This window comes from Rhodopseudomonas sp. BR0M22 (genome assembly GCF_010907035.1).
Classification (GTDB): Bacteria; Pseudomonadota; Alphaproteobacteria; order Rhizobiales; family Xanthobacteraceae; genus Rhodopseudomonas.
In genome coordinates this window covers 1-7,930 of record NZ_QUMK01000115.1, presented here as the reverse complement: position 1 = coordinate 7,930, position 7,930 = coordinate 1, and the positions used below count along the sequence as shown (strand labels likewise).

Sequence of the window (7,930 nt, the reverse complement as noted above, 5' to 3'; positions counted from 1 at the left end):
CATTGGGGTGATCGCTTCCGGGCTGGGCCGCTTGAGCGCGAGCGACAGCGCCGCGTAGCCGCCGAGCCCGCGCCAGGCAGCGAGGCTGTGCGGCTGACGGTCGGCGCGCGCGCGGCCGGTGAGCGGCTTGTCGCTCATGGCTGGCCTCCCACTACAGCGCCGCCGATCAGCGCGTCGAGATCGTCCGGCGTCAGCGGACCGATCAGCTTACGTTCCGGGCCGACCAGCGCCACCGGCGCACGATCGCAGCCGCCGACGCAGCAGATGTTGATCAGGGTGAACTTGCCGTCCGGCGTGGTTTCGCCAAAGCCGATGCCGAGCTTGCTCATCACCGCATCTCGCACCGCATCGCCGCCGCACAGATAGCAGCTCAGCCCGTCGCAGAGCAGGATCACGGTGTCGCCGACCGGCGAGCGGAAGATCTGGCTGTAGAACGTCGCGAGCGTGTCGATCTCGGCAGGCGTGACGCCGAGCACATCGGCCGCTTCCTTCAGGTGGGCGTCGGACACCCAGCCTTCGGCTTCCTGCACCAGCTTCAGCGCTTCCACCATCGCAGCCTTCGCGCCGCCATGGGTGGCGGCAGCGTGCTGGATCGCGGTCTTGAGGGCGGGACTGAGGCTCATCGGTCGACGTCCGACATCACGTAGTCAATGCTGCCGAGATAGGCGACGAGATCGGCCACCATCATGCCGGGGGCGACCGCGGAAATCATCTGCAGATGCGCGAACGACGGCGTGCGAATCCGGGTGCGATAGCTCGACGGCTCGCCGTCCGAAATCAGCGCGAACTGCGTCAGGCCGCGCACGGTCTCGACCTGGCCGGTGTATTCGCCCGGCGGCAGCACCGGTCCCCAGCTCGTGCTGACGAAGTGATGGATCATGGTCTCGATGTCGTGCAGCATCCGTTCGCGCGGCGGCGGCGTCGTCAGCGGATGATCGGCCTTGATCGGACCCGACGGCATGTTGTCGACGCACTGCCGGATGATCTTCAGCGACTGCCGGATCTCTTCGACCCGCACCACCGTGCGGTCGTAGCAATCGCCGGCGTGGCCGACCGGAATTTCGAAGTCGAAATTCTCGAAGCCCGCATAGGGCCGCGCCTTGCGCACGTCCCAGGCGTAGCCGGTGGCGCGCAGCCCCGGACCGGTGACGCCCCAGTCGAGCGCCATCGCGGTGTCGTAGGCCGCAATGCCCTTGGTGCGCGCGCGGAAAATCTCGTTGCGCAGCACCATGCCCTCGTAGTCGTCGAGCCGCGACGGCATCCAGTCGAGGAATTCGCGCACCAGCCGGTCCCAACCCTCCGGCAGATCCATCGACAAGCCACCGATGCGGAAGAAGCCCGGATGCATCCGGGCGCCGGTGATCGACTCGATCACCCGGTAGCCGCGCTCGCGGTCGGTGAACATGTAGAACACCGGCGACATCGCACCGGTGTCCTGCGCCATGGTGCCGTAGAACAACAGGTGGTTCATGATGCGGAACATTTCCGACAGCATGATCCGCACCGTCAGCGCACGATCCGGCACCTTGATGCCGCAGGCCTTCTCGACCGCCTGCAGGTAGGGCATCTCGCCCATCACCCCGCCTAAGTAATCAACGCGGTCGGTGTAGGGCAGGAAGTTGTGCCAAGTCTGGCGCTCGGCCATCTTCTCGGCGCCGCGATGATGGAAGCCGATATCGGGCCGCGCCGCGACGATCTCTTCACCATCGAGCGCCAGCACGATTCGGAACACGCCGTGGGTCGCCATCGAATGCGGCCCGTAGTTCAGGATCATCAGCGCGACGCCGTCGCGATGCGTCGGCAGGCCGAACTTCTCCGGATCGGCGGCGAGCGCGTGTTCCTTGGCGTCGAACAGCGACGCCGTCATGTTGAACAGCGGCCGCTCCGTGGCGCGACCCGGCTGGGTCTTGCGCATCGGGTGGCCTTCCCAGCCCGGCGGCAGCAGGATGCGCAGCGAATGCGGCTGAGCTTCGAACTCGACGCCGAACATGTCGTAGGCTTCGCGCTCGTACCACGGCGCGTTGCGATACACCGTGCCGATCGACTTGGCGCGCGGATATTCGGCATCGAGCGCGATCTTGAGCCGGATGTCGGCATTGCGCTCGTGCGACATCAGGTGGCTGGCGATGGTGATGCCTGACGGCGGCAGGCCTTCGCGATGCTTGCGCGCGGTCTCGTCGATCGCCCACAGGTCGACCAGCATCCTGAACGGCCTGTCGATCTCCTGCTTCAGGAAGCGATGCACGTCGATCGTCGCGTCCGGCCGAATCCAGACGGTTGGAAACCGATCGGCAGTCATTTGCTGGCCCAGCACCGCATCCTTGAAGCGCGCGCTGAGCTCGGTGACGAGTTCGGATGCGCTCACAATGACTCCGGCGGATCGAGCAGGGTCTGCGCCATGCGCGTCTCGCGGCGCTGGTCGCGCCGGCGCGGCGCATCGAAGCCGAGGCCGGCGGTGTTGCCGACGGTGACGCCGAGCGGGCGGCGTTCGCTGCCGACCTGTTGCTGCAGCATGATCAGCGCGTCGAGCACGGCCTCGGGACGCGGCGGGCAGCCGGGGATGTAGACGTCGACCGGAATGAAGCGGTCGACGCCCTGCACCACCGAATAGATGTCGTACATGCCGCCCGAGCAGGCGCAGGCGCCCATCGCGATTACCCAGCGCGGCGCGCGCATCTGCTCGTACAGGCGCAGCAGCGGCGCAGCCATCTTGTGAAACACGGTGCCGGACACGACGAGAAGATCTGCCTGCCGCGGCGAAGCGCGGATCACCTCAGCGCCGAACCGTGCCTGATCGTAGACCGGCGTCAGCACCGTGACCTGTTCGACGTAGCAGCACGACAGTCCGAAATTGAACGGCCACAGGCTGTGCTTGCGCGACCACGCGGTGAGGTCTTCGAGCGTGGTGAACAGGCTCGACAGCGCCATATGCTCTTCGACCGAGCGCTGTTCGTCCGGCATGCCCGGATGTTGCGGCGTCATCGTCATCGGCGCTTGCCCTTGACCCAGTCGAGCGCTCCGTCGAGCCACAGATACACCAGCGCCAGCAGCAGCACGCCGATGAAGACGGCCGCTTCGATCAGGCCGAGCCAGCCGGCGTCGCGCGCGGCGACCGCCCAGGCGAACAGGATCGCGGCTTCCATGTCGAAGATCACGAACAGCGCGGCGATCAGGAAGTACGGCGCGTTCAGCGGCCCCTGCTGCGGCTGCGCCGGCAGCACGCCGCCTTCGTAAGGCACGTCGGGCCGCGCACCGGAGCGCTTCTCGCGCAGCCAGGCCGCGACCACGATGATCGCCGCAACGATCCCGGCCGACAGCGCGACGTGGATGGCGAGTGCGGCGCCCGAATTGATCGGAAGGGTCAGATCACCCACCGGCAAGGCTCCAACAAACAGCGGAAGAGCGGATCACGTAGCGGTCCGCATGGGGTATGGACGTCTGGTTGTAACGTATCGTCACCATGCCACCCGACCCGTCAAGGCTGGTTGACGCCGATCAAGTCTGCGACCACGACAACGTGAGATTCCGCTCGTGATTTCCTGTACTTGAAACGACCGAAGCACTTCTGAAAAGCCTGCTCGGGCGGCGTTTTGCGCACCTTTCGCAGCGCCGCGAATCAGACTTCCGGACAGATGCGGCACGTTGCCACGTTCGGCTGCCACAGCGACGAAGCGGAGCCGGACGCAGCGGCGCGGACCGAGGTGAGCGAGCGGCACGCACATTCCGAAAAACGACGCGTGGACAGATGCGCCGACGGATTTCGCCCGGCCCGGAAATGATCTAACCATAATCGTTCCGTCTTGGGCCCTGCCGATGTCATTGATTGGTCTCTACACCCGGGTGCTGCAACTGCTCGGCAAGGAGGCGCGGCTCGGCTGGGTCCTGGCGATCGCCAATTTGCTGTTGGCCACCGCGCAATTCGCCGAGCCGGTGCTGTTCGGCCGCATCATCGACGTGATGAGCGGCAATCTCGCCACCGGCGCGCTGGTGCCGGAAACGCGCTCGCCTTGGCCGCTGCTCGCCGCCTGGGCCTGCTTCGGGCTGTTCACCATTCTATGCTCGGCGGTCGTCGCGCTGCAGGCGGACCGGCTGTCGCATCGGCAACGCCAGGCGGTGCTGACCAGTTATTTCGAGCACATTCTGCAATTGCCGATCAGCTTCCACACCGGCACGCATTCGGGCCGGCTGATGAAGGTGATGCTGCAGGGCACGGACGCGCTGTGGCGGATGTGGCTCGGCTTCTTCCGCGAGCACTTCGCCGCGATCCTGTCGCTGGTCGTGCTGTTGCCGTTGTCGCTGTACATCAACTGGCGGCTGGCGATCCTGCTGTTCATATTGTGCGTGGTGTTCACGGTGCTGACCACGCTGGTCGTGCGCAAGACCTACGGCATGCAGGGCGAAGTCGAGGCGCAGTACAGCGATCTGTCGGCGCGGGCGTCCGACGCGCTCGGCAATGTCGCGCTGGTGCAGAGCTTCGTTCGCGTCGACGCCGAAGTTCAGGGCCTGCGCAACGTCTCGGGCCGGCTGCTGGCGGCACAGATGCCGGTGCTGTCGTGGTGGGCGCTGGTCACCGTGATCACCCGCGCTTCGACCACCATCACGGTGCTGTCGATCTTCACGCTCGGCATCTATCTCAACCAGCAGGGGCTCACCAGCGTCGGCGAGATCGTGATGTTCGTCTCGTTCGCCTCGCTGCTGATCCAGCGCCTCGAGCAGGTGGTGAACTTCATCAACAACGTGCTGATGGAAGCGCCGCGCTTACGCGAGTTCATCGAGGTGCTCGATGCGGTGCCGGCGGTGCGCGACCGTCCGGACGCGATCGACCCCGGCCGGCTGTCCGGCCTCGTCGAATTTCAGAACGTGTCGTTCTCCTATGACGGCAAGCGGCCGGCGGTGGAGGATCTGAGTTTCACCGCATTGCCGGGAGACACCATCGCGCTGGTCGGCGCCACCGGCGCCGGCAAATCGACGGCGATCGCGCTGCTGCACCGCGCCTTCGATCCGCAGTCCGGCCTGATCAAGGTCGACGGCATGGACATTCGCGGCCTGACGCTGGCGTCGCTGCGCCGGAACATCGGCGTCGTATTCCAAGAAGCGCTGCTGTTCGACCGCTCGATCGCCGACAATCTGCGGATCGGCAAACCGGACGCCACGATCGACGAGTTGCGCCTCGCCGCGGAGCGCGCGCAAGCGCTGGAGTTCATCGAACGCAGCGACCACAAGTTCGACACCAATGCCGGCGAACGCGGCCGGATGCTGTCCGGCGGCGAACGGCAGCGGCTGTCGATCGCGCGTGCGCTGCTGAAGGATCCGCCGATCCTGATCCTCGACGAAGCCACGTCGGCACTCGATGCCGTCACCGAAGCCAAGCTCAACCTCGCGCTCGACGAGGTGATGAAGGGACGCACAACCTTCGTGATCGCACACCGTCTGTCCACCATTCGGGACGCCACCCGTATTCTGGTGTTCGAGAACGGCAAAGTGATCGAAAGCGGAACGTTCGATGAACTGGTGAACCTTGGCGGGACATTTGCGCAATTGGCGCGGGCGCAGTTCATGGTGCAGGAGAGTGCACGCTCGGCGATCAGCTCCGCTGTCGACGGCCAACGCTGATCGGTCGAATTTCAGCCCCTTTCGTCCCCGATTACCGGGGTCCAAGCCCTGTTCTGCGGGCGCGAGCCGGTATAGGGTCGGGTTTGCTGGGGCCACCGCCTGAAAACCCGAACGTCACCGTGCCGCGATCTCGTCGGCGCGACGGAACTCACAGGACCGGAATCGGAACGTGCCTTTCATCACCGCACAGCCTCGCCGTTCATCCTCGTTTTTCACCATCGTCGTGGCGGCACTGCTGTCGCTCACCGTGCTCCCGCGAGTGGCGAACGCCGAAGCGCTGTTGTTGGTCGAAGCGGACACCGGAAAGGTTCTGCAAGCCGAGAACGCCACCTACCCGTGGCATCCGGCATCCGTGACCAAGCTGATGACGCTGTACGTCACGCTGCAGGCGGTAAAGCAAGGCCGGCTCACGACCGACTCGCTGTTGACGGTATCTCCGGTCGCGGCTGCGCAATCGCCCTCGAAGATGGGTTTCGGCGCCGGCACCCAGGTCACCGTCGACAACGCGCTGAAGATGATGATGGTGAAGTCGGCCAACGACATGGCCGTGGTGTTGGCGGAGGGCGTCGGCGGTTCGATCGACGGCTTCTCCGAGATGATGAACGACACCGCGGCACGGCTTGGGATGACGCAGACGCACTACGTCAATCCCAACGGCCTGCCCGCCGACGAGCAGGTGACCTCGGCGCGCGACCTCGCGATCCTCGCCCGCGCCATCATCCGCGACCTGCCCGAATACGAATACTACGTCCACATTCCGGCGATCCGCTTCGGCAAGCGGGTGACGCGCAACTTCAACAAGCTGATCGGCCGCTATCCCGGCGCCGACGGTTTCAAGACCGGTTTCATCTGCGCCTCGGGCTACAACCTCGTCGCCAGCGCGACGCGTAACGGCCGCCGGCTGATCGCTGTGGTGCTCGGCGCCAATTCCGGCACGGACCGCGCCGTGAAGGCCGCGCAACTGCTGGAGCGCGGCTTCTCGACCAATACCCTCGCCTGGCTGACGCCGTCGCTCGGCACCGTCGACAATCTCGCACCGATCGCCGCCGCCCCGCCGGATCTGCGCGACGAGATGTGCGGACCGAAGCGTAAACGCCCGGCCAGCGACGAGGACGAGACCGTCGCCAACGCGCTGTCGGGCAATCCGGTGATGTCGATGTTCCAGCCGCCGGCGCTGCGGCCGGCCGACATGGTCGCCGCCGAACCCGAGCCGACCCAACCTGTGGTGGTCTACACCGGGCCGACACGAACCGGCGCTGCACTGATCGCGGCCGAGAGCAGCGACTCCGAACATCACGCCGCCAAGCCGGCCAAGAAGAAGGGCCGCAAGGCCGCGAAGAAGAAAGAGACCGCCGAGGAAGCGAGCGCCGAAAGCGGCGCCGCGGCGAAGAAGCCGAAATCGCGCACCTCGGTGATCGTCGAGACCAACAAGACGGCCGGCGCCAAGCACGGCACCTCCAAACGGCAAACTGCGGCCGAGAAGCCGGCTGCTTCCAAGCCGAAGCCGAAGGCCGCTAAGCCGGCGCCGAAGAGCGCGACGGGCGAGACCAAGCCGAAGTCCTGACACCGCGCCGTGCCGTCGTGACCGCGATGACTTGGTCATCGCGTCACGACCGCTGATGCAGCATTGCTGCGGCGTGCAGTCGCTTGCGTTCGGAGTTGGCTTAGCTCAATACTCCGCCAAACGGGAGGTTGGACGCGGTTTTCGCGCCGTTATTTTGCAGCGCAGCAAACTACCCACGGCGTCTTTCGGCCAATTCGCCGCCCCCGGCCCATATGCAACAATCATAATGCACGAAGCCTCATGCTTCGGGCAGCCGACACGAGGAACACACCATGGAGCGGACTTGGCTCAAGCACTACCCGGCAGGTGTCCCGGCCGAGATCGACATGACGCTGTACCCCTCGCTGGTCGACCTGTTCGAGGAGAGCTTCCGTAAGTTCGGCGATCGCAAAGCCTTCATCTGCATGGACAAGGCGATCACCTATCGCGAGCTGGACGAGATGTCGGTCGCGCTCGGCGCCTACCTGCAGGGCAAGGGTCTGCAGAAAGGCGCGCGCGTCGCGCTGATGATGCCGAACGTGCTGCAATATCCGGTGGCGATCGCCGCGGTGTTGCGCGCCGGTTTCGCGGTGGTCAACGTCAATCCGCTCTATACCCCGCGCGAACTCGAGCACCAGCTCAAGGATTCCGGCGCCGAAGCCATCATCGTGCTGGAGAACTTCGCCCACACGGTCGAGCAGGTGGTCGCCCGCACGCCTGTCAAGCACATCATCGTCGGCACGATGGGCGACATGCTCGGCTTCAAGGGCATGA

7 protein-coding genes are annotated in these 7,930 nt (G+C 65.5%); 3 read left to right on the top strand and 4 right to left on the bottom strand.

The window, feature by feature from the left end; genetic code table 11:
• Nucleotides 1-134: 134 nt before the first annotated feature.
• Genes nuoE through DY468_RS23855 form a run of 4 tightly spaced genes read right to left on the bottom strand, consistent with a single transcriptional unit; the run spans nucleotide 135 to nucleotide 3,374 of the window.
• Entirely contained in the window at nucleotides 135-623 is a 489-nt protein-coding gene (gene nuoE, locus DY468_RS23870; protein WP_164608011.1) for an NADH-quinone oxidoreductase subunit NuoE, read from the bottom strand.
• Nucleotides 620-2,365 (bottom strand): NADH-quinone oxidoreductase subunit C/D, encoded by a 1,746-nt coding sequence (gene nuoC / locus DY468_RS23865; protein WP_164608009.1) that lies wholly within the window; start codon nucleotides 2,363-2,365, stop codon nucleotides 620-622. Before nuoC ends, nuoE begins: the two co-directional genes overlap by 4 nt.
• Nucleotides 2,362-2,988, bottom strand: a complete 627-nt coding sequence (locus DY468_RS23860; RefSeq protein WP_164608007.1) for a NuoB/complex I 20 kDa subunit family protein — start codon at nucleotides 2,986-2,988, stop codon at nucleotides 2,362-2,364. Before DY468_RS23860 ends, nuoC begins: the two co-directional genes overlap by 4 nt.
• A complete protein-coding gene (locus DY468_RS23855; RefSeq protein WP_011159799.1) occupies nucleotides 2,985-3,374 on the bottom strand; it encodes an NADH-quinone oxidoreductase subunit A in 390 nt (129 codons plus the stop codon). Before DY468_RS23855 ends, DY468_RS23860 begins: the two co-directional genes overlap by 4 nt.
• A 439-nt stretch (nucleotides 3,375-3,813) precedes the next feature.
• On the opposite strand from DY468_RS23855, the gene DY468_RS23850 reads away from it, so the two are divergent.
• From DY468_RS23850 to DY468_RS23840, 3 genes are all read left to right on the top strand, one after another.
• Complete coding sequence (locus tag DY468_RS23850) at nucleotides 3,814-5,613, top strand: glucan ABC transporter ATP-binding protein/ permease (protein ID WP_164608005.1); 1,800 nt, start codon at nucleotides 3,814-3,816, stop codon at nucleotides 5,611-5,613.
• A 169-nt stretch (nucleotides 5,614-5,782) separates the two neighbouring features.
• Entirely contained in the window at nucleotides 5,783-7,177 is a 1,395-nt protein-coding gene (locus tag DY468_RS23845) for a D-alanyl-D-alanine carboxypeptidase family protein (protein ID WP_164608003.1), read from the top strand.
• Nucleotides 7,178-7,449: 272 nt separating this feature from the next.
• Nucleotides 7,450-7,930, top strand: a 481-nt coding sequence (locus DY468_RS23840) for an AMP-binding protein (RefSeq protein ID WP_164608001.1), incomplete at its 3' end; no start/stop codon positions are given.